This window comes from Pseudomonas sp. TJI-51, assembly GCF_000190455.2.
In the GTDB taxonomy this organism is placed as follows: Bacteria; Pseudomonadota; Gammaproteobacteria; order Pseudomonadales; family Pseudomonadaceae; genus Aquipseudomonas; species Aquipseudomonas juntendi.
In genome coordinates, this window is sequence record NZ_AEWE02000048.1 from 13,484 (window position 1) to 40,131 (window position 26,648).

Annotated in this window: 30 protein-coding genes and 2 pseudogenes; 15 read left to right on the top strand and 17 right to left on the bottom strand. The window is 63.8% G+C overall.

The features are described from left to right. Positions 1–106: 106 nt before the first annotated feature. A complete protein-coding gene (locus tag G1E_RS11475) occupies positions 107–748 on the bottom strand; it encodes a hypothetical protein (protein WP_139137828.1) in 642 nt (213 codons plus the stop codon). Positions 749–1,043: 295 nt separating this feature from the next. Beyond that, the gene (locus G1E_RS11480) at positions 1,044–1,631 is read right to left on the bottom strand and encodes a hypothetical protein (RefSeq protein WP_047149826.1); all 588 of its coding nucleotides are present in this window, start codon (positions 1,629–1,631) and stop codon (positions 1,044–1,046) included. 68 nt (positions 1,632–1,699) lie between these two features. Between G1E_RS11480 and G1E_RS27040 the strand changes: the two genes are divergently transcribed. From G1E_RS27040 to G1E_RS11495, 4 genes are all read left to right on the top strand, one after another. Next, positions 1,700–1,987: a hypothetical protein gene (locus tag G1E_RS27040; protein WP_157050332.1), complete on the top strand. Its 288-nt coding sequence runs from the start codon at positions 1,700–1,702 to the stop codon at positions 1,985–1,987. A 102-nt stretch (positions 1,988–2,089) separates the two neighbouring features. Next, a complete protein-coding gene (locus tag G1E_RS27045; RefSeq protein WP_052960506.1) occupies positions 2,090–2,383 on the top strand; it encodes a hypothetical protein in 294 nt (97 codons plus the stop codon). 81 nt (positions 2,384–2,464) lie between these two features. Further along, the gene (locus G1E_RS11490) at positions 2,465–2,956 is read left to right on the top strand and encodes a DUF1543 domain-containing protein (RefSeq protein WP_009686835.1); all 492 of its coding nucleotides are present in this window, start codon (positions 2,465–2,467) and stop codon (positions 2,954–2,956) included. Between the two features lie 272 nt (positions 2,957–3,228). After that, the gene (locus G1E_RS11495) at positions 3,229–3,519 is read left to right on the top strand and encodes a cytochrome c5 family protein (RefSeq protein WP_033691323.1); all 291 of its coding nucleotides are present in this window, start codon (positions 3,229–3,231) and stop codon (positions 3,517–3,519) included. A 43-nt stretch (positions 3,520–3,562) separates the two neighbouring features. Here G1E_RS11495 and G1E_RS11500 read toward each other — a convergent pair whose 3' ends face one another. From G1E_RS11500 to G1E_RS11540, 9 genes are all read right to left on the bottom strand, one after another. Beyond that, positions 3,563–4,750: a CynX/NimT family MFS transporter gene (locus G1E_RS11500; RefSeq protein ID WP_009686837.1), complete on the bottom strand. Its 1,188-nt coding sequence runs from the start codon at positions 4,748–4,750 to the stop codon at positions 3,563–3,565. Then, a complete protein-coding gene (locus G1E_RS11505; RefSeq protein WP_009686838.1) occupies positions 4,740–5,963 on the bottom strand; it encodes an acyl-CoA dehydrogenase family protein in 1,224 nt (407 codons plus the stop codon). The genes G1E_RS11500 and G1E_RS11505 overlap by 11 nt, the downstream gene beginning before the upstream one ends. Positions 5,964–5,972: 9 nt before the next feature. Continuing rightward, positions 5,973–7,622 carry a class I adenylate-forming enzyme family protein gene (locus G1E_RS11510; protein ID WP_047149827.1) on the bottom strand — a complete coding sequence of 550 codons (1,650 nt, stop codon included), beginning with the start codon at positions 7,620–7,622 and terminating at the stop codon, positions 5,973–5,975. Further along, entirely contained in the window at positions 7,619–9,433 is a 1,815-nt protein-coding gene (locus G1E_RS11515; protein ID WP_009686842.1) for a CoA transferase, read from the bottom strand. Before G1E_RS11515 ends, G1E_RS11510 begins: the two co-directional genes overlap by 4 nt. After that, positions 9,430–9,708, bottom strand: coding sequence for a MoaD/ThiS family protein (locus G1E_RS11520; RefSeq protein ID WP_009686843.1), 279 nt, complete (start codon positions 9,706–9,708; stop codon positions 9,430–9,432). The genes G1E_RS11515 and G1E_RS11520 overlap by 4 nt, the downstream gene beginning before the upstream one ends. A gap of 51 nt (positions 9,709–9,759) precedes the next feature. Next, positions 9,760–10,185 carry a Mov34/MPN/PAD-1 family protein gene (locus tag G1E_RS11525; protein ID WP_009686844.1) on the bottom strand — a complete coding sequence of 142 codons (426 nt, stop codon included), beginning with the start codon at positions 10,183–10,185 and terminating at the stop codon, positions 9,760–9,762. Positions 10,186–10,201: 16 nt separating this feature from the next. Continuing rightward, positions 10,202–11,365, bottom strand: coding sequence for a molybdopterin-synthase adenylyltransferase MoeB (moeB, locus tag G1E_RS11530; protein ID WP_009686845.1), 1,164 nt, complete (start codon positions 11,363–11,365; stop codon positions 10,202–10,204). Positions 11,366–11,471: 106 nt separating this feature from the next. After that, a complete protein-coding gene (locus G1E_RS11535; protein ID WP_175442615.1) occupies positions 11,472–12,401 on the bottom strand; it encodes an AraC family transcriptional regulator in 930 nt (309 codons plus the stop codon). A gap of 200 nt (positions 12,402–12,601) precedes the next feature. After that, positions 12,602–12,982: a DUF2946 domain-containing protein gene (locus G1E_RS11540; RefSeq protein WP_009686847.1), complete on the bottom strand. Its 381-nt coding sequence runs from the start codon at positions 12,980–12,982 to the stop codon at positions 12,602–12,604. Between the two features lie 234 nt (positions 12,983–13,216). Here G1E_RS11540 and G1E_RS11545 point away from each other — a divergent pair, with 234 nt between their 5' ends. The 4 genes from G1E_RS11545 (at position 13,217) to G1E_RS11555 (ending at position 16,107) form a co-directional block, all read left to right on the top strand. Further along, positions 13,217–13,597: a DUF2946 family protein gene (locus tag G1E_RS11545; protein ID WP_009686848.1), complete on the top strand. Its 381-nt coding sequence runs from the start codon at positions 13,217–13,219 to the stop codon at positions 13,595–13,597. A 108-nt stretch (positions 13,598–13,705) separates the two neighbouring features. Further along, complete coding sequence (locus G1E_RS29425) at positions 13,706–14,851, top strand: TonB-dependent receptor (RefSeq protein ID WP_256220440.1); 1,146 nt, start codon at positions 13,706–13,708, stop codon at positions 14,849–14,851. A 14-nt stretch (positions 14,852–14,865) separates the two neighbouring features. Further along, the gene (locus tag G1E_RS29430) at positions 14,866–15,621 is read left to right on the top strand and encodes a TonB-dependent receptor domain-containing protein (RefSeq protein WP_256220441.1); all 756 of its coding nucleotides are present in this window, start codon (positions 14,866–14,868) and stop codon (positions 15,619–15,621) included. Between the two features lie 54 nt (positions 15,622–15,675). Continuing rightward, positions 15,676–16,107 (top strand): copper uptake system-associated protein, encoded by a 432-nt coding sequence (locus G1E_RS11555; RefSeq protein WP_009686849.1) that lies wholly within the window; start codon positions 15,676–15,678, stop codon positions 16,105–16,107. Between the two features lie 76 nt (positions 16,108–16,183). Here G1E_RS11555 and G1E_RS11560 read toward each other — a convergent pair whose 3' ends face one another. Next, positions 16,184–16,630 carry a four-helix bundle copper-binding protein gene (locus G1E_RS11560; RefSeq protein ID WP_009686850.1) on the bottom strand — a complete coding sequence of 149 codons (447 nt, stop codon included), beginning with the start codon at positions 16,628–16,630 and terminating at the stop codon, positions 16,184–16,186. 203 nt (positions 16,631–16,833) lie between these two features. On the opposite strand from G1E_RS11560, the gene G1E_RS11565 reads away from it, so the two are divergent. Continuing rightward, positions 16,834–18,243 carry a di-heme oxidoredictase family protein gene (locus tag G1E_RS11565; protein WP_009686851.1) on the top strand — a complete coding sequence of 470 codons (1,410 nt, stop codon included), beginning with the start codon at positions 16,834–16,836 and terminating at the stop codon, positions 18,241–18,243. On the opposite strand, the gene cydB (G1E_RS11570) is transcribed toward G1E_RS11565, so the two are convergent. Then, complete coding sequence (cydB, locus tag G1E_RS11570) at positions 18,230–19,324, bottom strand: cytochrome d ubiquinol oxidase subunit II (RefSeq protein WP_009686852.1); 1,095 nt, start codon at positions 19,322–19,324, stop codon at positions 18,230–18,232. The two genes, G1E_RS11565 and cydB (G1E_RS11570), sit on opposite strands and share 14 nt — an antisense overlap. Positions 19,325–19,659: 335 nt before the next feature. On the opposite strand from cydB (G1E_RS11570), the gene G1E_RS11575 reads away from it, so the two are divergent. Continuing rightward, complete coding sequence (locus tag G1E_RS11575) at positions 19,660–20,145, top strand: copper chaperone PCu(A)C (RefSeq protein WP_084728199.1); 486 nt, start codon at positions 19,660–19,662, stop codon at positions 20,143–20,145. A 23-nt stretch (positions 20,146–20,168) separates the two neighbouring features. On the opposite strand, the pseudogene G1E_RS11580 reads toward G1E_RS11575, so the two are convergent. From G1E_RS11580 to G1E_RS11595, 4 genes and pseudogenes are all read right to left on the bottom strand, one after another. Next, a pseudogene (locus G1E_RS11580) lies at positions 20,169–20,468 on the bottom strand (LysR family transcriptional regulator); the annotation flags it as partial. A gap of 72 nt (positions 20,469–20,540) precedes the next feature. Next, complete coding sequence (locus G1E_RS11585) at positions 20,541–21,116, bottom strand: putative natural product biosynthesis protein (RefSeq protein ID WP_009686855.1); 576 nt, start codon at positions 21,114–21,116, stop codon at positions 20,541–20,543. 77 nt (positions 21,117–21,193) lie between these two features. Beyond that, positions 21,194–21,583, bottom strand: a complete 390-nt coding sequence (locus G1E_RS11590; RefSeq protein WP_009686856.1) for a DUF2946 family protein — start codon at positions 21,581–21,583, stop codon at positions 21,194–21,196. A gap of 165 nt (positions 21,584–21,748) precedes the next feature. Then, entirely contained in the window at positions 21,749–22,126 is a 378-nt protein-coding gene (locus G1E_RS11595; RefSeq protein ID WP_009686857.1) for a DUF2946 family protein, read from the bottom strand. A gap of 290 nt (positions 22,127–22,416) precedes the next feature. On the opposite strand from G1E_RS11595, the pseudogene G1E_RS11600 reads away from it, so the two are divergent. From G1E_RS11600 to G1E_RS11615, 5 genes and pseudogenes are all read left to right on the top strand, one after another. Further along, positions 22,417–23,832, top strand: a pseudogene (locus G1E_RS11600) (cytochrome ubiquinol oxidase subunit I). Position 23,833: 1 nt separating this feature from the next. Then, positions 23,834–24,841 (top strand): cytochrome d ubiquinol oxidase subunit II, encoded by a 1,008-nt coding sequence (gene cydB, locus G1E_RS11605; RefSeq protein WP_009686859.1) that lies wholly within the window; start codon positions 23,834–23,836, stop codon positions 24,839–24,841. Positions 24,842–24,853: 12 nt separating this feature from the next. Further along, complete coding sequence (locus G1E_RS27515; RefSeq protein WP_009686860.1) at positions 24,854–24,994, top strand: DUF2474 domain-containing protein; 141 nt, start codon at positions 24,854–24,856, stop codon at positions 24,992–24,994. 101 nt (positions 24,995–25,095) lie between these two features. Further along, entirely contained in the window at positions 25,096–25,503 is a 408-nt protein-coding gene (locus tag G1E_RS11610; protein WP_009686861.1) for a DUF2946 family protein, read from the top strand. A gap of 78 nt (positions 25,504–25,581) precedes the next feature. Next, positions 25,582–26,648 (top strand): TonB-dependent receptor (locus tag G1E_RS11615; protein WP_047149828.1); only part of this gene is annotated, 1,067 nt, incomplete at its 3' end.

Genomic DNA, 26,648 nt, shown 5'->3' on the forward strand with positions numbered 1-26,648 from the left:
TACCCTGCCCTTATAATATTCGTTTCAGGAATAACTACACTAAATAACTATTTAGTGTAGTTATAAGCCAGCCTTTCCCCAAATGCACTCATTCTCCCCCTTCAATCTAGGGCTGGCACGTTTTCCGCACCTCCCTGAACGCTTCGCTCTCTTCCAATGCAGAACTGCGGCGGTCGCTCAGATCTATTAATGCATCGAGTATCCGGAGCAGGCCGAGTGATTGTTCCTGAGCGAGAGGATAACGCCTGTCCGCTAGACGCTGTACTACGGCTGCAATGCGCGCTGGATGCGTGGTGCTCGCCCAGCTCCCCTGTGCCAATTGTAGGGATTCCATTGCAGTGCCTACTTGATGGATGAACGCATCCAGTGGATAAGCATCTGCAGCCCGTTCGCAGAGGGTGAGGAATTTGCCCATCACGAACGATGACCAGCCGACGGAGTTCATGATGCGGGAAATCAGGGGCATGATTATCGCGATTTCTGACCAGTCGCCATTTGCAAATCGCTTGGCGCCTGTAGCCCCTGTTATCTCTACGAAAAGCAAGGCAGAGATCAGACGGGACAATGCGTTGTCATGCACCGAGCCGTCATTGTGCCCGGAGAATGCCCTATCGTTGATGAGTCTTTCAGCACACAACTCCAACTGCGAAAGCGTGCTTGGAGGAATGCATTCGGCGTCGATAACATGACGAACAGTCAAGGACTGAGCAATGCGGCTTAGCATGTGCAGTGCATTGCGCTCCGGCACCAGAAATGGCTCTTGGCAAACATCGGTGAACCATTGCTCGTCAACGTTGGGTGCTGATCGAGCACACCGATGCCCAAGCGAGTTGTACCAACCGTGTTCTTCTGGATGGCGCTTCCTGCCCGTAGCCTTAGGTGGCATCAATCGCGAGGCTGTCCATTCCACGAGGCTAGCAAGCGCTGATTGCCAAAGAGGCCGATATTGATCTGAAGCACACCACCGTTCGACAGGGAAAAACTTGAAAATGCTTGCGGCAAAGCGCTAATCGAAGAACGGATCAGGGGCCCGCAAAACCTCTTCACTCCCCTCCTCCAAGTGCCTCGTCAACTGCTCCCAGGCCTTTGGTACGGCTGGGAAATGCCGTCGCGTCATCCTGGCGGGCCTGTTGCTCCTCATCCAGCGGCACTGGGGACTCACAAGAAATTTCTGTCAAACCCGGCTGAGTCTCCACCGCTCGGTAGTTGTGGAGACTGCCCTGTCCAGCCCACTGAACCGCTGTTTCTTTCAACCGCCTGATAGTCTGCGAATCAGCATGATCTTCCTCATATTCGTAAGGAAGATTCGTTGGGAATGCGGAAAGTGCTGCCCGAAAACGCATACCTAATTGATCATCGCTGGTCATAGCGAACGCCATAGCAAGTTGTCGCACGTTACGCTTTCGGCTCTTTCGTGTCTTCAAAAATGAGCTCGCTTGGGCTTGTTCGCCTGTCAGTCGTTCATCCAGGCTACCGCCAAAGAGATCAATATCCATAGTGGGAATCTGCACAACGCGCTTCAGATCGTAATGCCGAAGTCTCTGGCAGCTCACCAACGACAGCGTCGTGTCCGAGACATGTAGCGTCTCAAGCGCAATTACCAGGGCCACCCCAAGCGCAGCGTGGCTCATGTAGCCCCTACCCCGCTGTCTGGTCGCGCTGGCATCACATCGGGGGGCTGCTGTTCGGCGTGGTGCTGGTGCTTTGGGTGTTCAGTGGGCTGATGTCCATGCGCCCGTGGGGCCTGACCGACAGCCATTCGCGCGTCGACCTGGCAGCCCTGCGCCAGGGTGCCTTGCGCGCCGACGACTTTGCCATGCCTGTGCGTCAGGTCATGACGCGCCTGGCCGAGGAGGATGGATTCGTCCCGGTGGAGCTGCAATGGCAGCGGCTCGCGGGCGTGACCTTCGTGGTGGCACGCAGTGCCAGCGGCGAAAGCCGCTTAGTGGAAGCGGACGCGGCTCCGGTGCGGGGCTTGTCCAAGTAACGGCTGCTGGCAGCCGCCAAGACCATCGCGCCAGGTGTAGCGGTCGAGGATCACTGGCAGACCGCCTACGACTTCCACTACTTTGCCCGTGATCCGCAAAGCATGTACGGTTTCCAGGCACGCCCTTTGCCAGTGCTTGGCCTGCGCTTCGCCGACCCGGCGAGCACGTGGGTATATCTGGACCCGGCCAGCGGCGAGGTGGTGGCCAGCTCCGACCGCACGCAACGGGTCGGGCGCTGGTTGTTCAACCTGCTGCACAGCTGGGATTGGCAACCCCTGCTGACCAGGCCGCTGCTGCGCGAAAGCCTGCTCATCGCCATGAGCATTGGTGGCCTGGTAATCGCGCTCAGTGGAGTCGTACTGGGATGGCGACGTCTGCTCAGGGTTTTCAAGTAACCGTTACGCTGATTGCGTGCTTGGCGAACAGCGCTGCAGTGTTCACACTGCAGCGCTTTTTGCTGCCCTGAAGGGTTGATCATGCTCTACATCGTCATGCTCGGCGGTCGCCACCCTCGAGCTCGTATCGAAGTCCACGATGTGGTCTTCGCCCAAGCGGACACGCTGGAACAACTCCATCCCCAGTTGCGCGAAGCCTGGTTCGGCAGCGCCGAAGGCCTGCACATCGACTCCTGGCTGGAAGTCGCCGGGGTCGATGGCTATCGCGTCGAACTGAGCCAGATGGCTCCGGGCCCTGACGCCATGCGCCTGTTCTTCCTGAACCTGGGCGGCTATGAACGGCAGGTATTCGGTGAAGCGCATCGGTACCTGCTGGTAGCGGCTACCGACAAGGCCGAGGCCAAGCGCTTGGGCAAGCAACGCATGGCATCTGATTGGCTCAAGCCGCATACCGACGCTGTGCTCGACGTCGACGATTGCCTGCCGGTCGACTTGGTGGCGGGACGCTATGTACATCTGGTCAAGGGCGAGCACGCGGGTATTCGCCAGTTCAGTGATTACATCCTGCTCTGAAGACCATGAACCGAGGCAAGAACCAAGCCGGGGCTGGTGACCAGCCCCGGCTTTTTTCGGCCCGGTGAAAACCCTGCCAAGAGCAAAACACCGGGCCAATTTCAAATTAGCACGGCACTCGACCACCCTCGACCTGCGGCATCCTGCCGCACCATTGATAGCGATGCCGCCGGCACAGTCGATGCGCCAGGCCTGAGTCAAACTGTCGCACCTGACAGCTACCGACACTTACATAGACTCCGGCTTTGAATAAAAAACCTGAGAGGTCGGTCATGAAAAAAACATTGGCAATGCTTACCTGCCTGGCACTCGCCAGCGTGGCCCAGGCGGCCCAGGAGCCAGAGGCGGTGTTCAACCGCGCCTGCCAGATGTGCCACAACGGCCAACTGCCCATGGCGCCGAAAAAGGGCGACCAAGACGCCTGGAAGCCTCGCCTGGCCAAGGGCAACGACGTACTGGTCAAGCATGTCACCGAAGGCTTCAACGCCATGCCACCGCGAGGCCTGTGCATGGACTGCACCGCCGAGGATTACCAGGCAGTGATCGACTACATGTCCAAGTGATGCGGCCACCCGTGCCGTGCCCGGCACCGCACGGGTAACACCCCTACCGGCGCTCCGCCCGGCGCCAGGCCCTTAGCCACAGGCACAGCAGCATCCCCAACAACAACGCCACGATCATCGTGTCCAAAACCAGGCCGTAGCCCCGGGCCCGCAGCAATGCGCCGAACATCGGCGGCCCCAGCGCGAAGCCCGCAAAGAACCCTACCGACAGCAGGCTCGCCGAAGCCGCCGGCACGCCGAATGCACGATCACGCAGGACCATGCTCATGGCCACCGCGTTGGTCGCCACCGCCGTCAACCCCATGCCGATGCTACCGACCCAGAGCCAGATCCAGGCTTGCGGCGTGGCCCGGCTCAGGCTGAACACCGCCAGCGCCGCCAACGTGCACAGCGCACCCAGCATCAGGCTCTCGTCGCGCATCCGCGCCGCCAGGGGTGTCAGCAACACCCGCGCGACGATGCCCATCACGCCGAACACCGCCACCAACGAACCCGCCAGCACCGCCGGCACCTCCTGGGCACGGGCGAACACGCCGAGGTAGGTCACGAACGATGACAGGGCGATGGCCACGCTGCACTGCACGGCCATCAACAGCGCCAGCCCGGTCGAGGGCCGGCGCAGGGTGGTCGAGGCACCGCGAGCACTGGCCGGTAAGCTCGGTAGATGACGCAAGACCGTCCAGCCCAGCAGCAACGCCAACGGCGCGAACAGCACCAGCGCTACCCGCCAGCCCAGGTACTGGGCCAACAGCGGCAAGAGTAGCCCCGCGAACAGCGCCGACACTTGCACGCCGGCCTGTTTGAAACCCACGGTCGCGGCCCGCTCGGCCACGGGAAACTGTTCAGCGATCAGCAGGTTGGTGGCAGGGTTGGCCAAGGCCTGGGCCACGCCACACACGGCCAGCGCCAGCACCAGCCCGAGAAACCCCGGCAATACGCCAGCCAAGGTGTAGGCCACGGCGCAGCAGCCGAACAACAGCCCCAGCGCCCGACGCCCGCCCAGCCGTTCGACGATGGCCCCGGCGCCTAACGACAGCAACGCAGCCAGGCCAAAAGCGCTCATGGTCAGGTAACCCAGCCAGTGTTCGGGTACCTGCAGGTCAGCAACCAGGAAAGGCCCCAGCGCGCCGATGGCATAGAACACCAGCATGGGCAGCGCCATGGCCGCGCCCAGCAAGCTGCGCAACAGCCAGGTGGAAGGCTGGCTGGTCAGCACGTGATCAGTCTGCATGGGGGCCGTCCTCGTCCACTGAACCTGTCCAGTTCATGGGAGACGAAGAAGGCGCGGCAAAATTCACCCCGCCTCCTTCTTGATAGGCGCCGATCAGCTGTCGCCCCAGGGCACTGACCAGCGCATCGTCGGTGCCATCCATGAAGTGGGTGGCGCGGGCGTGCCGGTAAATCCCCGAGAGTGGCGTACCGTCGGTCAAGCCTTCGGCGCCGTGGATCTGGATCGCCGAATCGACGTTCAGGCTCAAGGCCCGCGAAGCAGCCAGCTTGGCCAGGTTGGCCTCCACGTCATTGCTCTGGCCCTGGTCAAACCGGGTCGCGGCATCGTGCAGCAACGACCGCGCGGCATGGATGGCCTGGTACGCCTCGACCATGCGCAGGCGCACCAGTTGCTTGTCCGCCAGTCGCGCCAAGGCGCCACGGGGCGAGACGATGCGCGCCCCCATCAGGTCGTAGCAGCGCTGGGCCATGCCCAGCCAGTGCGCCGCACGCAGCAGCCGCCCCAGGGCAAGGCGCTCCTGGATCAGCGCAAATCCCTGGCCCACCTGGCCGAGCACCTGATCCTCTGCGAGCCGGACCGCGTTCAGGCGTACCGGCGCTTGCCCCTGATAGCGCCCCAGCACCTTCATCCGCTCACCAACCTCCACCCCCGGTGTACTGGCAGGCACCACGAACAGGCTCAGCGCTCGCTCCACCGGCCCTTCGGCGGTACGCGCCACCACGGTGATGAAAGCCGCCTGCTCGGCGCGGCAGATGAACCACTTCTCGCCGTCCAGTTGCCAGTGGTCACCGCACCAACGGGCGCGGGTGGTCAGCGTCGCGGGTATCGAACCGATGCTGTTTGGCTCGGACATGCCGTAGCTGGCAAGCGCCTCCCCTGCCAGCACGGGCGCAAGCACCTCGCGCTGCAGGCGTGGGTTGCCGTGACGTAGCATGTAGCCGTCCAGCACGGCTTCGGCACCGAACACGGCCGGCCCGTATTCGGACCTGCCTTCCTGCTCGGCCAAGGGCAGGTAGTCGAGCAGCCGGCCTGGCGCCAGGCCGTTGGCCTGCCCCCACAAGCCGGCATCGCGAGCCGCCTGCTGCAGTTGCGCCAGGCAGTCCTCGGCCCTGGCATCGCCTGCGTCCAGGCATGGCTCCAGCGGTAACAGCCGCTGGTCCACGAACCGGCGAATGCGCCGGGCCACGGGATGAAGTTGATCATGTTCAGGCATGCGCGCTCCTCAGCAGGCAATGTTCAGGGTGCGTTGCAGGAACTCCAGGTCGGCGGCCAATGCTTTCTTGTCCACCTTGCCGGCGGGGCTCAGGGGCAATTCGCGGTAGAAGCGCAGGTACTCCGGCCATTTGTTCTTCTCCAGACCCTGGTCGCCCAGGTAATCGGTCAGGTGTTTCAGGGCAAAACGCCGGGCGCCCTGACGCAGGCTCAGGCAGATGCACACACGCTGGCCCAGTTCGGCATCGGCCACCGCCACGCAGGCGGCACTGACAACGTCCGGATGCGCGGTGACCAGCCGCTCGATCTGTGCCGGGCTGATATTGGCGCCGCCGCGAATAATCACGTCCTTTTTGCGCCCGGCCAGCACCAGGTGTCCTTCCCCATCGATCAGCCCCAGGTCGCCGGTACACACCCAACCCTGTGCATCGCGATAGCGCTGATCGAGCTCGGGCGCGTTGACATACTGCATCGGGCTCAAGGGGCCGCGGGCCTTGATCTCGCCGACTTCGCCCGCAGGCAGTTCGTGGCCATCGTCATCGACGATCTTGATCTGGCAGACGCTGGGGTTGGGCTTGCCAACGCTGTTCAACACTACATCCAGCGGGTCATCCGGCAGGTTGTGGCAGTTGACCCCGTCGGCCGAGCCATACAGGCTCACCAGTGCGCAGCCGAACGCCTCGACACAGCGGCGGATGCTCTGCCCGTCGATCAGTGCTCCGCCACTGACCAGCGCCACCAAACTACGGCGGTCGGCGTGGGCCAGTGCCGGCTCGGCGGCGATCCGCTGCAACATGGTCGGCACTGCGAAGACGTGAGTCGGGCGCAGCTGCTCGATGGCGCTGATGGCATCTGCCACTTCAAAGTGCGCCAGCACCGCCAACGATCCGCCCAGCCAGGCCAGGCACCCGGCCGTGGCGGTGGAACCGAACGCCGAGCCCAGTGGCACCAGATACAGCCCGCGTAAAGCCTGCCCCTCTGGATGCAGGCGTTGCAGGAAGCGCCCGCGTCCACCGACCAGCGCATTATGCGAATAGGCCACCAGCTTTGGTTCGGACTCAGTGCCGGAAGACACCAGCAAGCGCGCTGGGCTGTCGGGGCATACCTGGGGGCGCTCGGCCGCCGTCAGTGGTTCCGACGCCAGCAACCCGCTCAAGGTCGACCAGCCCTGACGCTGGTCGCCGTCGACCACCAGCACGCGCAAGCCCAGCAAGGTAGGGCGCAGCGATTCCACCACTGCACACAGGTCGACCTCGCCCTGGCAAGGCGCGACGATCACCGCCCGTGCACAGCAGCGCTTTAGTAAGGCTTCGATATCCAGCCGCCCGCGCCCCGGTGGAAACGGCGCGACCACCGCGCCCAGCACGGCAGCGGCCAGGTCGATGGCGCAGCACTGCCAGCCGTTGCCGAGTTGATAGGCGACCACATCACCCGCCACCACGCCACGCTCACGCAGACCACGGGCCAGGCGGAGGGCCTGGTCGTGGAGCTGGCGGTAACTCACCTGCCCGTCCAGGGTCAGTACTGCCGGTTTCTCGGGCGCGGCCATCACGTGCGCCTCGAACAACTCGAACAATGGCCGGTCGGCGTACCAGCCGGCCTCGCGCCAGGCCTGCCTGGCAGTGACGGGGACCAGATCGATGATGCCGGATTCGTTCATGTGAACCTCCATGGGGAAAGCACGCGGGTATAACGGCCAGGCGCCAGCCAAGGCGCCAAGCGTGGGTCTTGTTGAAGTTCAGCAAGGTCCTGGCGGACGATCGCCACGGGCACACCTGCGGCCAGCAACCGCGCCTGCCAGTGGGCGGCCGGCTGCCGGGCCAGTTGCAGCGCCAACGGCTCGCGCAGGGTCTGCCACGCGCACGGCATGGGGAAGTCGAACAAGCGTGCGAGGGTTTCAAGGTGCTCAGGGGCGCAGCAGTCAATCGCCAGGCTGGCGTCCTGGCAGCGGAACACGCCCGCGCTTAGTGGGCGTATACGCGTCATCCGCGAGCGGCACAGCAGATCGGCGGCTCCGAGCAAAGAGCTGTCCACGCGCCCGGCATGGCCGTGCAGATGGCGGGCCAGCAGCGCGGCGACGATGCCCTGGGCGGCGATCACCCCGCCGAATACATCCAGTACGGTGAACAGCGAGCCGCCAGGGTTGCCCTCGCCCTGGCCGATCAGGTGGGCGATGCCCGACCAGGCCTGCACGGTGAAGTCGGTGCCCGGTAGCCCGACGGGCACCTGGGCATTGCCCCAACCACCGGCGTAGGCATAGGTCAACGCGGGATTGACCTGCGCCAGGTCCGCTTGATCGAGCGCGAGCTCCTCGGCCTTGCCAGGGGCCCAGTTGTGCAGGAACACATCCACCTCGGCGATGTTCCGACGCAGTTGCTCACGCTCGCTGGCCGACTTCAGGTCCAGTTCGACCACTGCCTTCAGGCCGTTGAGCGCATCGAAACGTACCGAACAGCCCTGCGCCAGCGGCGCCATGCCACGCAGCGGATCGCCGCCGGGCATTTCCAGGCGGGTTACCTGTGCCCCGAGCATCGCCAGCAAGTGGCCAGCCAACGGCCCCTGAATACGCCGGCACGACTCGATGACGCGCAAGCCGCTCAATGGCAGCGCCTGGTTGCATGGACGCGGCAGCACCGCCACCGGATGCAGCTTGAACGCCCAAGGCGTATCACCGACTGGCGTCAGGGTATTGCGCTGGCCGGGTTGATGGACTGGCGTGACGGCCATTCCCACCGCCGTGCAGTGCTCGACGACCTGCGCGTACGGCAGGTTCGCCAGCGTCCTACACAAAGTCTCTGGCATCGGTGCAATGGCGCGGGCATAGCGCAGCAGGAAGCCCTGCCAACCTTTGCTGCTGTCGGCCCGGGCAACGCCCAGGCCGTCCCAGAATGCCAGCCACGGGCCGGCGTCCAGGGTTTCCAGCTCGAAAACCACGCCATCGGCACTGACAAAGGGTGGCCGCAAGCGGGCAGACGAGCACCCCGCAGGCAATCGCTCGGCGCCCCTCTCGGCCGTTGCTCCAGCCAGGTACTGGCTGATGCACTGCAGACCGGCGCCTGGCAGCGACACGCTGCAGTCCGTTACCTGGCCACCGCGCAGACGCGCCAACGCCGTCGCCATCAACCCGGTCAATGCCAGGCTCGCGACCACATGAGCGAGATAGTCGAGGTCGATGGCCTGGGCCTGCCCACTGGCCCGGCCGTGCACCGCCATCAGTCCGCAGGCAGCCTGGAGGGTGAATTCGCTGATGGCCCGAGGCGCTTCGTCGTCCCAGCCGGTGAGTCGGCAATGCGTGGGGGCCAGCCCCTGGCCTTGCAGGCAATAGAACTGTTCGCGTCCTGCGTCGGATACAGACTCGACGGCAATCCCCAGCGCCCTTGCCTGCATCGCCAGGGCTCGCTGCAACGGATCATGCTCATCGGCGAACGCACCGAGCAGGCGACAGCCGTGCAGCGGCGCCGCTTGATTCATCGTGCACCACCCGCGACAGCGGGCAGGATGGTGAGCTCATCGCGGTCGGCCACGACGGTGTCCAGGTTGTCGAGGAAGCGGATGTCCTCGTCGTTGAGGTACAGGTTGACGAAGCGGTGCAGTTGCTGCGCATCCATCAGCCGTGAGCGAATGCCCGGGTAGCGCCGTTCGAGGTCGTCGACGACCTCGCGCACCGTCGTGCCTTGCACTTCCACGCGTTTGCTTTCCTGGGTGTAGCTGCGCAACAGGGTCGGAACACTGACAATAACCGGCATGGCGTACTCCTCGGCCAATGGCCGATTTAATAAGGAAGAAGACGGCGCGGCTCAGGCCGCGCGGGTGTCGCTGTCGACGATGCGCAGGCTCTCTTCGATCACCCGGCCATTGGCGATGCGGTAACTGCGCACCGGGTATTCGCAACCGCTGGCGGTGGACAGGATCAGGTAGTGCGCGTGCGGCTCGTTGGCGAAGTCGATGTCGGCCCGGCTCGGGTAGGCATCGCTGGCCGTGTGTGAGTGATAGATCACCACCGGCTCTTCTTGCTGCGCGTCCATTTCGCGCCACACCCGCAACTGCTCGCGTGGCTCGAACTGGAAGAAGGTCTGCGACCCGGCATGGTTGACCATGGGCACCCAGCGCGAAGGCCGGTCAGTGCCTTGCCGGCCGGGCATCACGCCACAGGCTTCGAGGGGATGTTGCTGTTGTGCATGGGCCATGGCGGCATCGAGCAACGCCCTGGAAATGATCAGCATGGGAGGCTCCTTCCTTTCAGTACCGCGGCAGATCGGGTTCGACGTCATCGATCCAGGCCAGGATGCCGCCTTGCAGGTTCTGCACCTGGGTAAAATCCAGTGCCTGCAATTGCAGGACTACCGCCCGGGAACGGGCGCCGGACTTGCAATGCACGACCAGGGGCGTATCGCTGGCGTAAAGGGCCTTGAGCTGCCCGGCCAACTGGTCGGTCTTGGGCATCAGGCGTGCGCCCTGGATGTGTGCGATGTCCCATTCGGTCTGTTCACGCACATCGATCAGGACCACGGCCGGGTCTTCGCGCATCAGCCGGCTCAGTTCCATGGCACTGACCTGTGGCACCGTCACCGGGGCTTGCGGTACACCGCCGCAGAAGGCCTGGTAGTCCTCCAGTCGGGTAATGGCCCGCCGGTCCGGTGCGCGGCGCAGGCGGATCTGGCGGTAACTCATGTCCAGAGCGTCATAGACCATCAGGCGGCCCAGGAGCGTGTCGCCGATGCCAGTGATCAGCTTGATCGCCTCGGTGGCCATGATCGAGCCGATCGACGCGCAGAGGATGCCCAGCACCCCACCTTCCGAGCAGGACGGTGCCAACTCCGGTGGTGGCGGTTCAGGGTAAAGGTCGCGGTAATTGAGGCCCGCGCCGCCCGGCGCCTGTTCCCAGAACACCGAGACCTGGCCCTCGAAACGGAAGATCGAACCCCAGACATAGGGTTTGCCGGCCAGCACGCAGGCGTCGTTGACCAGATAACGGGTGGCGAAGTTATCGGTGCCGTCGAGGATCAGGTCGTACTCGGCGAACAACGCCAAGGCATTCTCCGGTTCCAGGCGCAGGGTGTGTCGGCGCACGTTGACGAAGGGGTTGAGGTCGTCGATGGCCTGGGCGGCGCTGTCGCTCTTGGCCTGGCCCAGGGTGGACTGGCGGTGGATCACCTGGCGTTGGAGGTTGGACGCCTCGACCACGTCGAAATCGACGATACCGAGCGTGCCGACGCCAGCGGCCGCCAGGTACAGCAAAGTCGGCGAGCCAAGCCCGCCGGCGCCGATGACCAGCACCTTGCTGCTCTTGAGTCGGCGCTGGCCGTCGAGCCCGACGTCGGGAATCAAAAGGTGGCGGCTGTAGCGGGAAATCTCTTCGCTGCTCAGTTGGGCGCAGGCATCAACCAGTGCGGGAAGTATCATCATGAAGCTCCTTGGCTTAGGGCCTGCCCATTGTTCGCCAGCCCACCTGGCGCGCCCAACCGTTGGCGGCTTGGATTCATATGAATTGCGTTCTGATACGTATGGATTACGTCGGCACGGCGCCGCGCTTGCCGACCTCCTTGGGCGCAAAGCCGAAATAGCCACTGAAGGCCGCGCTGAAATTGCTGGGGTGGCTGTAGCCAACCCGGTAAGCCACCTGGGCGACCTGGCAGCCCTCTTGAAGCAAGACATGCGCGCGCCGCATGCGCAGCTCCAGCAGCATGCGATAAGGCGTGGTGTCGAACAGCGCATGAAAGCCCTGCTTGAGCTTCGCCGCACTGAGGCCGACACGGCGACACAGCAACGCAACGGTCAGGGGCTGGTCGAGTTCGTCGTGCAACAGTTGCCGGGCTTGCTCCAGGCGCTTGACCTGAGCAGCAGGCAACAGCAGCGTGGCCTGCGACGACACGGCCAGCTGGCGCAGGGGATGGCTCAACAGGTTCAGCACATGCAAGTGGGTGTCCAGTGGCGCGCATTGCCCCTGCGCCAGGCGCGTGGCCAGGGCCTGGACGTGGCTACACGCATCACGGCTGGTAGCATGCTGCAGCAGCGGCGCCTCGCCCTGGCAATGCAGCAGGCGCCAGGCCTGCTGCTCACCCAAGTAACGGCGCAAGGTGTGTTCACCGACGAGCAGGTGCAGACCACAAGCGCCCCTGCCGAACTGAAAGCGACTGGCCTGCGGTGGCGCGTGCAGCAACTGGGCGATGCTCTGCCCCGCCTCGAAACGCCAACAGCGGCCTTTGCGGTCGGCGTACTGCACATGGCCCTGCTCCAGGAACGTCAGGCACAGCAGCGGCCCGCCGAGCAGTTCGCAGGTGCGCTGCACGCCGGTGCCCGAGTGGCTGGCATCGAGGCGCAACAGCAGCAGGTCGTCCTCGATGGCCAGTGTTTGTGGCGCGCTCGCCGGCACGGCGCGCAGGCGCTGCAACGGGGCATCCGGGGCAACGCGGCACAGCTCGACGCTAGCGTATGCCACGCGTTTCATTCGCCACTTGCAAGGTAGCGTCCATCGCCGGCACTCCTCCATGAAGCGACGTGCGACCTTGCTGGCCCGCCACCCGCTCCGCTGGCTAACGGCTTGCGCGTTAAGCCCGCAAGCCACCTCTTCGGCCCTGTACCCTTTGCCATGGGCCGCAGACGCGCACACGGCCACAGGTCCGTGCGGCGCAGTGAGGTTCAGCGGGGAGAGGCGCGAGGATTGGAGGACGGCCAGCAATAGCGAGGCGGCGCATGCCCGAGGGGCGCGCGGGCGAAAGCGCGCCGGTCGATGTTCGACAGCAGCCAGGCCAGTGCAACCAGGAACACTAGGTGGATGAAGCCCGCCGCGCAGAGCGGGCAGCTGAACGGCGTTGCCAGCCCACTGTCGGGCAAGGCCGAAAGGTCCTTGGCGGCCAGCGCCGAGGTGTCGCTGCCGAGCGAGCAGAACTGCCCGCCGATGCCGTTGAGCGCCAACCCGAGCATCTGCCCATGGCCCAAGCCACAGGAGAACACGTTGAACAGCACACTGAAGTACAAGGCCCAGGCAATGAAAGCGCGTCGTGTCGGGGGGTGGTTCATGCACCGGATCCGTGGCGTTGGAGGTGGGCGGATACCGACTGCCATTCTGGCCTGGCAATCCGCACAAGGCTCTCTAGACTCTTCTGCGACAATCCGCCACACCCATCGCCAGGCGGTGACGAAACAATAGTCACCTCGGCAGGGCGTGGCAGACTGTCGCACCCTGCGCAATCGAGCAGCGTTGCTAGACTCGCGCTTCGCCCATTCAACCGTAGCGGCCATCGAGCAAAGGATATGCACCGAGCAGCAGGACGTCGCCACGCCTTCGCCTGGATACTCTACGCCAGCGTGCTGTTCGCCGTGCTGCACTGTGGCATCGGCCACGGTCAGGCCACCGGTTTGGCGCTCAATGGCGCCGGCAGCGCCTTCTGCGGCCACGCTGGTGCGCCGCCTGGCCCCATCGGTTTCGAACAATGGCTAGGCGAGAACCTGGCCTCCAATACCACGCTCGATTGTCCACTGTGCAGCCACGCGGGCCTGGCGTTCACGCCCCTGCTGCCAGACCTGCCGTTCGCACACGCTGCGCTCGATGACCGCCTGCCCGCTGCCCCGGCAGCCTGGCCCCGGCGCCTGTGGCCCGCAGCCAACCCCCGCGCCTCGCCTGCTCTGGCCTGATCCGTTGTCCCTGACCCGCCCCACGCCCTTGGCTCTATGCACCTGGGGATGCCGCCATGCGCGCGGGGCTGGCCCGCCTCGACTTATCGCAACCGGAACACCCAGAGCATGAAGAACAAGACGCTTTGCTGCGCCGCCGCACTTGCCTTTTCCAGTGGTACCGCACTGGCCCAGACCGACAGCGTGGAGCTGCCCGAAACCACGGTGGTCGGCACTTCGGTCATCGACCAGAACAACGTTGACAGCTTCGGCAGCCTGACCACCGTGGTCGGCCAGGAGCAGATTCGCGACCTCAACGCCCTTGACCTGTCCTCCGCCCTGCGCCGCACCCCTGGCGTGGTCGTATCGCGCTTCAACCCGGTCGGTTCGTTCGGCGGCGCCGAAGGTGGCGCCGTGTACATCCGCGGTATGGGTGCTAGCCGCCCGGGCAGCGAGATCAAGAACTACATCGACGGTGTGCCGTTCTACATGGGGGTGTGGGGCCACCCGCTGCTGGACCTGCTGCCGATCAATGCCATGCAAAGCATCAGCGTGTACAAGGGCCCGCAGCCGCAGAAGTTCGGCAACACCTTCGCCGCCATCGATCTCACACCCAAGGTGGCGGAACAAGGCGACAACCACCACGGCGAACTGCAACTGACCGGTGGCAGCTTCCGTACCGCCACCGAACAGGCCAGCCTGATCGGCCGCGAGGGAAACTTCGACTACCTGCTGGCCCAAGGCGCCGCCCACTCGGACGGCGACCGCAGCGATGGCGACGGCCGCCTGAATAACGGTATGGCACGCCTGGGCTACCGCCTGAACGACAACTGGAGCACCGGCTTGCTGGTGCTGCACGCCAACAACCAGGTCTCCGATCCCGGCCAGAAAGGCCTGCCAGAGACCAAGAACGGCGAATTCAACACCCGTGGTACCCTGACCTCGCTGTCTGTGGCCCACGAGCATGATTGGGGTAATGGCAGCCTCAAGCTCTACCATAACGAGGGCCGTGGTTCCGCCCTTGACCAGACCGGCCTGGACGGCGACACCATCAGCGACTTCACCCTTCAGGGCATTCGCTGGGAAGAGCAACTGCGCCCTTGGCAAGGCGGCGAAGTGGCCTTGGGCCTGGACGTCGACGAAAGCAAGGGTGAAGTGCACTTCAAGCGCATTGCCCCAGCGCCGCAGGCGAAGTTCGACGCCCCTACGCTGCGCGTGACCTCACCGCATATCGCCGTCAGCCATGCTTCGCCCTCAACGACCGCTGGACCCTGACACCATCGGCGGGCGTGCGCACCTACGAACACAACGTCTTCGAAAGCGCCACCGCACCCCACGCCGGGCTGCTGCTGTCGTCGGACAATGTCGAGTTCCGCGCCAATGCCTCGCGCGGCATCAACTATCCGGGCCTGGAGGCCTCGGTGATGTCGAGCCTGATCCCGGCGCTTGGCGAAACCTGGAAAGACCTCAAGCCCGAAAAGCTCGACCATCAGGAACTGGGCGTGCGCTTCAACCCGATCGACAGCGCCACCCTCGACCTGGCGGTGTTCAAGGACAAGCTGCAGGACCGCTACCTGTTCGCCTTCCCGCCGACCGTGTCGAGCCCGTCCTACATCAACCTGGGCGACTACGACATCAAGGGCGCCGAAGCCACCTGGCAGCAGCGCTGGACCAGCAACTGGAGCAGCTTCGTCGGTTTCACCTGGCTCGACCCGTCGCTCAAGACCCTGCCCTATGCGCCGCAGAAGTCGCTATCGTTGGGCAGCACCTACGAGATCGGCCGCTGGCGCCTGTCGGCAGACGCGCAGTACCAGAAGGACATGTACGTACTGGCCGAAGAGCGCACCGCCGGCGCCAGCAACTTCTCCAAGGTCGACAGCTTCACCGTGGTCAACATGCGCGTGGGCTATGCCGTGCCGGCGCTGGGTAAGGTTGGCGAAGTGTTCGTCGCCGTGGAGAACCTGTTCGACCGCGACTACGCCTACCGTACCAACTACCCGATGCCCGGCACTTCGGCGCAGTTGGGTGTGAAGATGGGCTTCTGAGCCCTCACCGGTCGCTGCCGACAGTCGTCGGCAGCCTCATAAAGGAAAACGCAGATGAAAGCACCGATCCTTGCCTTGCTGCTGGCCTGCAGCCCGCTGCTGGCCATGGCCGACACCGCCAGCGAGCAACAGAGCATCCAGCAACTGATGCGGCACAACTTCGAACGCCCCGACGCACCGCTGGACGTCGGCCCGGTGACTGTCGAAGGCGACCATGCGGTGGCCGGCTGGCTGCAGGACCAGCGCGGCGGCCGCGCGCTGCTTCGAAAGGGACCTCATGGCTGGCGGGTGGTGTTGTGCGCCGGCGATTCGTTGCTCGACCCAGCTACCCTGCGCAGCGCGGGGCTCGGCGATCAGGACGCGGACCGGCTGAGCCAGGCCGTGCGCCAGGCCGAAAGTGAACAGCCAACCGAGCGGGTCAAGCAATTCGCGCTGTTCCAGGGCGTGGTCAAGGTCGACAAGGACGCTGCCCACGGAAATCACTAATGAACAGGCCGGGGCTTTTCAAGCCCGGCTTGTGTGTCACAGCGGCACCCTTTCGAGGAAATGCTGCAGGCAATGGTCAGGCAGTGATTGCCTTGCAGGCCTTCAAGCAATCGGCACAGGCATCTGCGCATGCCTTGCATTCAGCGTGCTGGTCTGCGTGCTTGCGGCATTCGTTTTCACAACTGGCACACACATCGGCCGCCATCCTGGCCATGGCGGGTGTGAAGCTGGAACCTTGCACGGCCAGCTTCATCAAGGCTGTACAGGTCGCCAGCAGCTCATTGACTGACTGGGCACAGCCCGCCATTTCCTTGTCACCCTGCCCCAACAGCACCAGGCAATGCGCCAGGCAGGCCTCCCCGGTTTTCAGGCAATCACTGCTAGTGTCGATCACGCCTGCAAACGGCTTGCCGCCGCCATGATCATGGTGGTGTTCGTGGCCTTCAGTCGCGGCCAACGCCGGCGCCACCATGGCCACCGCCACCGCGCCGGCAACGGTCTTGAGTATTTCACGTCGCTGCATTGCTCACTCCTTGTTGGACATGCACCGTACCCTCACTGCGGCACTGTGCCACACCCTACAGGCAACCAGGCTCATTCGACAAGGTCGCGCAGGCCCGCGGCAGGTTGTCGCACCAGGCAAACCAAGCCCCTCTTGCTAGTCTGCCGCACCGTCTTCCAGTGCGCAGCCATCGCACTCAATCCTGCATCATCGCGAGTAGACACATGCGCAACCTCTACCTGCTCACGGCAACACTGGCCGGCTTGCTGGCTGGCTGTGGCGACCCGAACGCCCGACCGGAACCTGGCGAGCACCTCGCCGGAGGCGCCACCACCGTCCAACGGTTCGACAAGGATGCCTTCTCGATGCCCGCGGCGAACCTCAGTCCGTCCAGGCGCATGGACTTCTTTGTCGGTAATGCTTTCTTCCGTGGCAACTGGCATGCAGCCCGCGCCGACGGCAAGCAAGGTGGTCGGATCGGATTGGGGCCTTTGTTCAACACCGACTCCTGCCAAAGCTGCCATATCAAGGATGGCCGTGGTTTCCCGCCGGCCGAAGGCAGCGATGCGCCAGCTCTGTCTTCGCTGGTGCGCCTGTCCATACCGGCGCCTCCCGATCAGGCAGCGCTGATCGAGCGCCTTGGCATCATTCCCGAGCCGACCTACGGTGGCCAGTTGCAGGATGCTGCCATCGACGGCCATGCTCCCGAGGGCCGGGTGAAACTGCATTACCAGGCTCGGGTCGTCACCCTTGCCGACGGCGAGCAAATCACCTTGCGTCAGCCAGTGTTCACCACTGGCCAGTTGGGTTACGGCCCATTGCACCCACAGACGCAGATGTCGTTACGGGTGGCGCCACCCATGATCGGCCTGGGCTTGCTCGAAGCGATACGCGACAGCGACCTGGAGCAGAACGCAGCCCGCCAGGCTCGCGAAGGTGGCCTGGTGCATGGGCAGCTCAACCAGGTGTGGGACGAACTGCGCCAGCAGACCCGCATGGGGCGCTTCGGCTGGAAAGCCGGTCAGCCTACGCTCGATCAGCAAAACGCCCACGCCTTCGCCGGTGATATGGGCCTGACCAGCAGCCTGCTGCCGAGCGATGACTGCACCGAACGGCAGTCAGCCTGCCGCAAGCCCCCCCAGGGCGGCGCGCCGGAGGTCAGCGACAGGGTTCGTGAACAGGTACTGTTCTATACCCGTACCCTGGGTGTACCGGCCCGCCGTGATAGCGACACACCGCGGGTGCTGGAGGGCAAAGCCGTGTTCCATGCGGCAGGCTGTGCTGCCTGCCATCGGTCCTCCTACGTCACGGGTGAGCACGCTTTGCCAGAGTTGAGTCAGCAACACATCTTTCCGTACACCGACCTGTTGCTGCACGACATGGGCGAAGGGCTGGCCGACCACCGTGAGGAATTTCGCGCCAACGGCCGCCAATGGCGTACGCCGCCACTTTGGGGGCTGGGGCTGACAGCAAGGGTCAGCGGGCATACCCAGTTCCTGCACGATGGCCGGGCTCGGGATGTGCTGGAGGCCATTTTGTGGCATGACGGTGAAGCACGTGACTCACGCGATGCCGTGATTGCCATGGATCAAGGCAGGCGCATGGCGCTGCTGTCGTTTCTCAACTCGCTTTGAAGCCAAGACCAAGCGGCCGGGACTCGATCAGCAGGTGCGAGCCCTTGAGGCTGGCAGCCAGGGTATACGCCAGCAACATCGGGAGCAGTACACTGGCGAGAATCAGCAGTGTACCCAAGGTTCTGTCGTCACTGGCCGCGCTCCATAGGGTCATGCTGGCAGACGGTTGCACGCTGGAAGGCAAGATGAAGGGGAACAACGCCAGCCCTACGCTGCACAGCGTTGCACCTACTGTCAGGCCACTGCCCAACAGCGCCATGCGAGGCCGGGCATGGGTGCAGGCGAACAGGCTCATGAGCGTGCCAGACAAGGCCAGCACTGGTGCCAGGCCGGCTGCAGGCCAGGCCTGAAAATTGGCCAGCCAACCTGGATTGTTGGCCAGCACCACGAACGCGCCAGGCCCGCACAAGGTGGCCGGACGCTCCACGGCCCACAAGCTGTAACCGCGCGCGTTCGCTGCCAGCCCTATCGCAGCCACGATGAAACTGGCCAGGAACATCACGCCCGCAACGCCTGCAACCCGGCTTGCTGGCTGATACAGGGAGTGGCCACCACGCTGCATCACCCAGGTAGCGCCACACTGGCAGACCATCGCCAGGCTCACGACACCTGAAAGCAAGGCGAACGGACTGAAGAGACCGGCCAAAGAGCCGTGAAACTGCATACCCGCCTGACCACAGCGACTGAATGGCAACCCAAGGAGCAAGTTGCCCAGCATGCCCCCCAACAGAGCTGCCGGCAGAAGGCCGATTGCCAGCACTCTGCAGGTTTGGCGCGGTCGGGCGGCTTGCCAGGCAGATCGGCGCAGCAGTATCAGCAGGCTCACCAAGCCTGTCATCAGGCAGGCCAGGCCACCGAGCGATGGCCAGACCAGCGCAAGCGTGGATCCCAGGGCCAGCAACCACAGCAGGTTGATAGGCTGAGGCGCGGCCGCAGACGACTGCAGCGGTTCGGCACCTTGCCCCGATAGCCACGGCACCAGCACCCGTGCGCCCATGTCCAGACTTTCGCCCAGCACAAAACCGATCAGCATCACGCCAATCAATAACCACCAGACGATTTTCAGCAGTTCGTGGTCCATGACGGCTCTCCCAGCCTGAAAAAAAAGCAACTCATCCGAAGAAGGGCCGCTGTGGGTTGCCTGCCGTGCAGCGTGGATGGGACAACGGCAAAGCAGGCTCTGCCCATGCTAGGCGTTGCCTGCGGCGCTCCCCACTGCGACAGCCCGTCGCAGTGAGTGGTAAGCATTGGCTCCACGGGCGCCCAGCAGTGGCGCAGGGAAAACTGCGGCAGCCTGTCGCACCGCAGCGTACCGGCATTGCCCCGGCCGCCGCCCGATACAGCAGCGACTATGCTAAATGGCCAGGCAGCCTCGACAACGAAGGCTGCCGCGACCAATCAAACAAGGAGCTGCCAATGAAACCTTTCATGTTCAAAGGCTTGCGCAAAGCCAATGGATTGCTGTTGGACGTGTTATTGACGAGCTTCGCCAGCACCGCCCTGGCCCAGGTCGAAGTCAAGGTTGAAGACCCCTGGGTCAGGGCCACGGTGCCCAACCAGCCTGCTACGGGTGCTTTCATGCGCCTTACCGCCAACGAGGACGTCAAACTCGTTCGGGTCAACTCTCCCGTGGCCGCCAAGACGGAACTGCACGAGATGTCCATGAAGGACGGTGTCATGACCATGAAGCCATTGGCGAGCCTTGAGTTGCCCGCCGGCCAGCCAGTGATACTCGACACCCACGGCTACCACATCATGCTGATCAACCCCAAAGAGCAGATCAAGGAAGGCGCCACGGTGCCGCTGACCCTGACCGTTGTCGATGAAAACGGCAACGAAACCTCGGTCAAGGTCGATGCACCGGTACGTCCGCTGGCCAGCGGCGACGACTTGCCGGACTAGCAAGCACCCATTTGCAGTGCTGAGCCTGCTCCCGTGCGAGACAGCCCGTTGGCGGGCAAATCCAGCGTGCGGTGTATCTCGCGCTCCGCCGTATCCACCAGTTCGAGGATCACACGGCAGCGTTTCAGGTAACGATTGCCGGCTTCGGTCAGGGCGATGCGGCGGGTGGTGCGGTTGAGCAAACGAATATGCAAGTGCGCTTCCAAGTTGGAGAGCATCCGGGAAACGCTGGCAGTCGTGGTGTCCAGGCATTCGGCCGCGCCGGTCAGGCTGCCGGCCTGAACCACGCAACTGAACGCGCGCATGGCTTGGAGTACGTCCATCGTCAGTATCTCGCTAGGTATTCAGTGAAGTGGGAAACGGGCGGCGTATTGCCGCCCAGGTCCTGGCCTGGCTTAGCCGGGCACCGGCAACCAACGCCGGAAGCTGCTCGCGCCCTTGGCGCTCAACGGGCTCCAGGAAAATTCCCACGGGGGTGGCGGCAAGTCTTCATCGGCCTGGGGCGCTGGCAGCGCCGGGCGCACGCCGGTTTTCCACTCCACCACCCGTTCGCCCATCGGTTGCCAGGCCAGCACCAGGCCACGGGCCTGAGACACGTCAGTTGCCACCCACAGCGCCGCTGCAGCCACCATGAAGGCTTCGATATGCTCCTCCGTCACCCGTGCCTGGTAAGGAGAGTTCAGTAACCAACGGCAAACGCTGATGTAGTAGGTCCAGTCCAGCGCCGGATGGTGCCGGTATGCCCAGGTCATGAATCGTCGGAACAACTCCAGGCCTTCTGGCGGATCAAGCTTGAGCAGCCCTGGGCAGACATCGAACAGCGTGTGCCAGTAAGGCAGCAGGCGTGCATCAAGGTTGACGAAGCTGCGGGCATTGCAGGGGTAGTCGGGAAACGGCAACAGAAAGTCGCCGCTGCGCGACGGACGAGTGGAAGGCTCCAGCAACGCTGAAGCGGTCAGGGTACGAGACATCGTGTGCTCCTGGGTACGGCTAGCCATCGGCAGGCCGACACCCCGCCTTGCGCGGGTGCGGCCTGGGTCCTTACAGGTCAGGCGATCGCCGTCGGGGAGGCACGGGGGTTGATCGACGGCCAGCGGTGCCGGGGCGAACGCAGCGCAACAGCCGGTTGGCGGTCGACAGGCAGCGCAGGCAAGACAAAGCCTGCAAGGACCAATGCAGCAGGCGTGGGTGCCGGGCCGCCCTGGGCGCAGCAGCAATGTCCGGGGTCGGCCGTTTTCGGGCTTAGGTTGCCATCCTTGTCCGGAATCGCCGGCTGTACGCCGCCCGACGAGCAGTAGCTGCCCGCCAGCAATTGCTGCAGGCTCAGGTCGCCCAGGGTGCTGGCCATCGGCAATGCCAGCACCTTGAGCAGCATCGCTAGCAGCGCGGCGACCCAGAGGTTGTCCCAGGTACGTGCGCGCAGGCCGCAACGGCGCATGTTCACGCCTCGCCAGGTAGCGCGGGCGTGGAGATTCGACAGGTCATGAGGGGCTCTCTCCAACGACGGTCAAACCAGCCAGGAGTTACATGCAAGGCATGCACTGCCGGTCCGGTGTGCTTAGGGCAGGCAGAGGCCCGCCAGGGCGCCAAGGCGCCGGTAGCGTCAGAGAGGTGAAGCGCGAGGGTTGGACGAGGGCCAGCAATAACGCGGCGGCGCCTGGCTGCGGATTTCGCGCGGTAATGGCCGGCGCTCACGGCTGGCCAGCAGCCAGGCGACGGCAATCAGGAAAACCAGCGTTAGAAAGGCCGCCGCCCCGATCGGGCAACTGAAGGGGATGCTCAGGTCGCCCGCCAAGGCGTTGTCCTGCTTGGCTTTCAGCAGGCCCGTATCGCCCCCGAGGCTGCAGAACGCACCGCCGAATCCATTCAGCGCCAATCCCAATGCCTGCCCGTGGGCAAGGCCACAGCCAAGTACATTGAACAGGACACAGAAGTACAGTGCCCAGGCAATGAGGGGACGGTGTGAAGGCAGGCAGTTCATGGGCGGCAACTTTAGCATCGAAACCGGCCCCGCAGAAGCACCAACCTCGGCCTGTCCTCTCTGCGACAAGCCGTCACACCCCACTTAACTGGCCTCGATTCACCCGCGCGGGTGCCCCTCAGGGACAGATTGTCGCAGTTGGTCGTACCCGCCACCGTCCTTAAAGTGGCGCCGCCATCGCAATGGCCAGTGCAATTTTTCCCCAGACAGCAACGCTGAGCCGGCCAGGACCCGGGCTCTGCTTCCCGAAAACGGCGCCAAGGTGCGCCACCCTGTGAGGCTCCTTCATCATGAGCGTGCTCGAGGCGCTAGACCTGGCTCGAATCCAGTTCGCCTTCACCGTTTCCTTCCATATCCTGTTCCCCGCCATCACCATCGGCCTTGCCAGTTACCTGGCCGTGCTCGAAGGCCTGTGGCTGCGAACGGACCAGCAGGTCTACCGCGACCTCTACCATTTCTGGTCGAAAATCTTCGCCGTCAATTTCGGCATGGGCGTGGTGTCCGGTCTGGTCATGGCTTATCAGTTCGGCACCAACTGGAGCAGGTTCTCCGATTTTGCCGGTGCCGTTACTGGCCCGTTGCTGACCTATGAAGTGCTCACCGCGTTCTTCCTGGAGGCAGGCTTCCTGGGGGTTATGCTGTTTGGCTGGAACCGCGTCGGCCGTGGCCTGCACTTCTTCTCCACGGTGATGGTCGCGCTCGGCACGCTGGTCTCGACCTTCTGAATTCTCGCCTCCAACAGCTGGATGCAGACACCCCAAGGCTATGAAATTGTCGATGGCCGGGTGATTCCGGTGGACTGGCTGGCAGTCATCTTCAACCCCTCATTCCCCTACCGGCTGATGCACATGGCCACTGCCGCATTCGTTGCCACGGCATTCTTCGTCGGCGCTTCGGCGGCCTGGCACCTGCTGCGCGGGCGTGACAACCCAGCTATCCGCAATATGCTGTCGATGGCCATGTGGATGGCCCTGATCGTAGCGCCGGTGCAGGCGGTCATCGGCGACTTCCATGGGCTTAACACCCTCAAGCACCAACCGGTGAAAATTGCGGCGATCGAAGGCCACTGGGAGAACAAACCGGGTGAACCGACCCCGCTGATCCTGTTCGGAATCCCCGACATGAAGGCCGAAACCACCCGCTTCAAGATCGAGATCCCCGCCCTCGGCAGCCTGATCCTGACCCACAGTTTGGACAAGCAGGTACCGGCGATGAAGGAGTTCCCGCCTGAGGATCGGCCCAACTCGACCATTGTGTTCTGGTCGTTCCGGGTCATGGTCGGCCTCGGCTTGCTGATGATCCTCGTCGGCCTGTGGAGCCTGTGGCTGCGCAAGCGCGGCACGCTCTACACATCGCGCCCGTTCCTGTACCTGACATTGTGGATGGGGCCGTCGGGACTGATCGCCATTCTCGCCGGCTGGTTCACTACCGAAATCGGCCGCCAGCCGTGGGTGGTGTACGGCTTGCAGCGCACTGCCGATGGTGTGTCGAACCATGACGCCACCCAGCTCAGCATTACCTTGGTCGCGTTCGTGGTGGTGTACTTCGCCCTGTTCGGCACCGGTCTCGGCTACATGATGCGCCTCGTGCGCAAAGGACCAAAACCTGGCGAGGGCGACCAACACACCCCAGGCGGTCCAGGCCAGCAACATACTCCGGCACGGCCGCTGTCCGCCGCCGACGATTACCAGGCAGAGGTGAACTAAAATGGGCATCGACCTTCCACTGATCTGGGCGGTGATCATCATCTTCGGCGTGATGATGTATGTGGTGATGGATGGATTCGACCTGGGGATCGGTATGCTCTTCCCCTTCGTCAAGGACGCGCGTGACCGGGATGTGATGATGAACACCGTCGCCCCGGTATGGGACGGCAACGAAACCTGGCTGATCCTCGGCGGTGCAGCGCTGTTCGGCGCTTTTCCGCTGGCCTACGCGGTGGTGCTGGAGGCGCTTTACCTGCCGCTGATCCTGATGCTGATCGGCCTGATCTTCCGGGGCGTGGCCTTCGAGTTCCGTTTCAAGGCCAAACCCGCTAAGCGCCACCTCTGGGACAAGGCCTTCATCTGGGGCTCGCTGGTCGCGACCTTTTCCCAGGGGGTTGCCCTGGGCGCCTTTATCGAAGGCATCAAGGTGGTCGAGCGCAAATACGCTGGAGGCGCGCTCGACTGGCTCACGCCATTCAGCCTGTTCTGCGGACTAGGCCTGGTAGTCGCCTACACCCTGCTCGGTTGCACCTGGCTGGTGATGAAGACCGAAGGGGCGCTGCAGCAGCGCATGCACGACGTTGCCAGGCCTCTGGCGCTGGTACTGCAGGTAGTGATCGCCGTGGTCAGCCTGTGGACACCGCTGGCCTACCCACAAATCGCTGCCCGCTGGTTCAGCATGCCCAACCTGCTCTGGTTCATGCCGGTGCCGATCTTGGTGTTGGTAACGTTCTACGGGCTGCTACGTGCCGTGGCGCGCAACGCGCACTACACGCCGTTCTTGCTGACCCTGGCACTGATCTTCCTGGGCTACAGCGGCCTGGGCATCAGCCTGTGGCCAAACCTCATCCCGCCGTCGATCAGCATCTGGGAAGCCGCAGCGCCGCCCCAGAGCCAAGGCTTCATGCTGGTAGGCACACTGTTCATCCTGCCTATCATCCTCGGCTACACGTTCTGGAGCTATTACGTGTTCCGCGGCAAGGTGACTCATGAAGACGGCTATCACTAGGAGCACAACGTGATGACACCCAGTGTGAAGCAACCGATGTGGCGCCGACTTACCTGGCTGCTGCTGATCTGGGCAGGCAGTGTCGCGGCTTTGGGCCTGTTCGCCTGGCTGATCCGATTGTTCATGCTGGCTGCCGGCATGCGCACTCATTGAGCCCCCTGACGGGCGCAGCTGCGACAAAAGGGCGCACCCGTGAACTTTTACAGCCCGCAACGGATGCGGCTTAATGCACGCCTCATTCGTTCGGGGGTTTCATGGCTGCACGTGCTCGCGCACACTTCTATCTGCTGGCCTGCTTCGCCGTGCTGTTCAACCTGCTGGCGATGCCGCTCGACCGTGCCTTGCAAACACCCCGCATCGATAGGCAGTCACTGATCCTCGGTAGCTTCTGCAGCCTGCACGGTGCGCAGAGCCTGCCCAAGTCACTGCTGGCCCAACTCAAGGCCGAGTTGCCGCAACTTGACGAGCAGCCGGCAACGAAAAACCAGGCGGGCGACTGCTGTTGCGGACACGCCGGGCATGCCTTGCTGGCCAGCGACTATTATCGTCACCTGTTCCCCCGCTTCTGGCCCGATGCACTCCTGCTCGGTGACAGCCACAGGTTGCCACTGCCACGCGAGCAGTGGCCAAAGCTCAACCCCCGCGCCTCTCCCCTGGCCTGACCCGTCGCTGATTGCCAACAGCTGCCCCGTGACCTGCGGTGCGCAGCCCTGCCCGACTGTCTAGCCAGGAAATCTTCCATGCCTGCGTTCCGTTGCACCGCACGCGCTGTCCTGCCCGTGCTCGCTTTGTTCAGCCTCAGCCCCCTGTCATTGGCCGTTGCCGAAACACTGCCCGCTGAAAACTCCACCCTCACCCTCGGTGCGGTCAACGTGACCGGCACCGAAAGCGGCCCGCTGGCCACCAGCAGCGTGCTCAGCTCGGTGGACATCCTGGGGGGGGATATCCTTGAAAAAACGCCCGTGATCTACAGTTGGCAACTGTTCAGCCGCGCGCCAGGGGTGATGCTGACCGAGTTCAACCAGGGCACCACCTCGGGTAAGCTGTCGTTTCGCGGCTTCAATGGCGAAGGCGAAGTGAACGCCGTGAAGTTGCTGATCGATGGCATCCCCAGCAACACCAACGACGGCAACATGCCCTTCATCGACTCGGTGTTCCCCATGGACATCGACAGCATCGAAGTGGTGCGTGGCACCAGCGACCCACGCTACGGCCTGAACAACATCGCCGGCAACGTCAACATCAACACCCGCACCGGTGGCAACTACAACAAGGCGCGCGTGCGCTACGGCAGCTTCAACACCCGCGAAGTGCAACTGGCCAAGGGCATCGAGACCAGCAACTGGACGCAGAACTACTTCTTCGGTCGCCAGCAGGTTGATGGCTACCGTGACCATGCCGATACCGAGCGCTACAGCTTCGGCGGCAAATGGTTCTATACCCCCGACGATGGCAGCTACCGCCTTGGTCTGATTGCCCGTCACTACGAGTCCGAAGCCCAGGAGGCCGGCTACCTGACCGAAGACGATGCCCGCCATCATCCGCGCATGAGCAATGACTACAACGCCACGGACAAGGGGACGCGGCGGATGAACCAAGTCAGCGTGCACTTCGATACCGACCTGGCCGACACCTTGTCGTGGTCAGCCAAGACCTACCTCAATACCTTCGACGATCGTCGCTGGACTCAATACTGGCGTACCAGCTCGCAACAGGAACGAGACACCTACGAAGACCAGTACGGTGCCATTACCTCGTTGACCTGGCGGCCACAGGTGGACTGGCTGCACGCCTTCGCGCTGGAAGG